The sequence below is a fragment of the Gallibacterium genomosp. 1 genome, assembly GCF_001678575.1.
In the GTDB taxonomy this organism is placed as follows: domain Bacteria; phylum Pseudomonadota; class Gammaproteobacteria; order Enterobacterales; family Pasteurellaceae; genus Gallibacterium.
In genome coordinates this window covers 1-1,391 of the sequence record NZ_JTJP01000048.1, presented here as the reverse complement: position 1 = coordinate 1,391, position 1,391 = coordinate 1, and the positions used below count along the sequence as shown (strand labels likewise).

The 1,391-nt window shown below is 27.0% G+C and carries 1 protein-coding gene; it reads left to right on the top strand.

Features of this window, described 5'->3' with window-relative positions; all coding sequences use genetic code 11:
- Window positions 1-637: 637 nt before the first annotated feature.
- On the top strand, window positions 638-1,183 hold the full coding sequence (locus tag QV04_RS09090) for a replication/maintenance protein RepL (RefSeq protein ID WP_065233405.1): 546 nt from the start codon (window positions 638-640) through the stop codon (window positions 1,181-1,183).
- The last annotated feature ends 208 nt before the right edge of the window (window positions 1,184-1,391 follow it).

Below are 1,391 nucleotides of genomic sequence, written 5' to 3'. Positions count from 1 at the left end.
GACTAGAAACTAGATTCAAGATAAATTCTTAAAGCACAAAACTTTCCAAAAAAGTTTTAGTAATTCATTTGGGCTTAAAAAACCAAAAGCAGAAAATTTTTTGTTGTCAATGACAAGCCCTTTAGGGTTGCTGCTTTGCAGCAATCATTGACAATCAAAAAAAATTTTCTGCTAAAAGTAATCAAGCCCAAATGAATTACCCTCTAAACAAGCTTTAGAGGGGCTAAAAGGGGGTCAAGGGGGAATCCCCCTTGCTTGTATCTAAAAAGCCCCTGAAAGGGGCTTAAATTGAGAATCTGAAAAATATATCAAATATGATATAAAAAATACAAATTTGATATAAATTATATCAAAAATATGGATGGAAAGTTATCAAATTTGATATAGGGGTATATCATATTTGATATAGGATTATATCATATATGATATAATTTAACATTTCATTAACACAGGTTGAAGCCTTGTGCCACAAGGCTTCATTGCGATTTTGCCAAAATGCTCCCTCTTATTCTTTATATCTTATATATATATAACTAGATCTAGATAAGATAGATAAGTAACATGCAAAATTTGCAAAAAAAATACAAATTTGATATAAATTATATCAATAATGATATAATTTATTCAGGATAAGTACATGAAACATGACAACTCTACACAAATATCAACAGATCAATTTGATATTTTTGATATAAACATTGCAAAAAATTTAACTGAGGAAGAGATCCAAAAAATTGACCAAGGAATAGACAGAAAGAAAAATAACAAGACTAACCAAGAACAAATTAATGTATTTGTTACAAAAGATAAAAGAAAAATCAAACCATTAAATGAATTTGTTATATTATTTATTTCATCTTTCAGGCAAATTATTGAAAAATATAATTTGACTGGAAGAGAAATTAAAATTTTATTGTGTTTAATTGAAAAGATGAAAGTTGGGAATCAATTAGTTATATCTCAGGTTGGAATAGCAAGAGAATTGAATGAAAAGCAACCAAATATATCAAGAGCATTCAAAAAATTTTTTGAATGCGGTCTATTAATCAAAGATGAATTTGGAAATATGTTCATAAATTCTCAGGTAATTACAAAACAAAATTTAGAACAGACTCAAAAAAGTGATGTGAATACATTATCTACCAAAAAATTAAAAGAATTAGGTATAAATACAAATTACTAAATTCATTACTATGATAGTTAAAAAATTCAGCCAAACTTTTTTCAAATTTGGCTGAATTTTTTTTATAAACAAACAACAAAAAAATCTATTTTTTGACTTACAAGAATTTCAAATTTTAAAAAATGACTTAGTCATTTTTTTGGGTCTGGGGTATCCCCAGTGCACACAAACTAAGCCAATTTTGGCTGGTTTGTATTTGTGCACTATT